Origin of the sequence: Vallitalea maricola, from assembly GCF_036985595.1 — a bacterium.
Lineage (GTDB): Bacteria > Bacillota > Clostridia > Lachnospirales > Vallitaleaceae > Vallitalea > Vallitalea maricola.
Window position 1 is genome coordinate 1 of sequence record NZ_BTPU01000280.1, and the last position, 219, is coordinate 219.

Below are 219 nucleotides of genomic sequence, written 5' to 3' on the forward strand. Positions count from 1 at the left end.
TGCAAAAATCATTGCTGTTCTGTCATCTCTTTTATAAACATATCTAAGATTAGTGATAAATGTCATAACTATAAATATATAATTAATTGAAATCATCATTCTTTCATTAATAATCTTGATTGAATAAAATAGTATAATATACAATACTATGAAAAATGAAAAATATAAATAAGTACTTTTCTTGGTTTTTTTCTCTAACAATGCTATTATAAATCCAAC

General features: G+C 20.5%; 1 protein-coding gene. It reads right to left on the minus strand.

What is annotated here, in order from left to right:
- A partial coding sequence (locus AACQ14_RS24095; RefSeq protein ID WP_339366075.1) for a hypothetical protein occupies positions 1–219 on the minus strand: 219 nt, incomplete at both ends.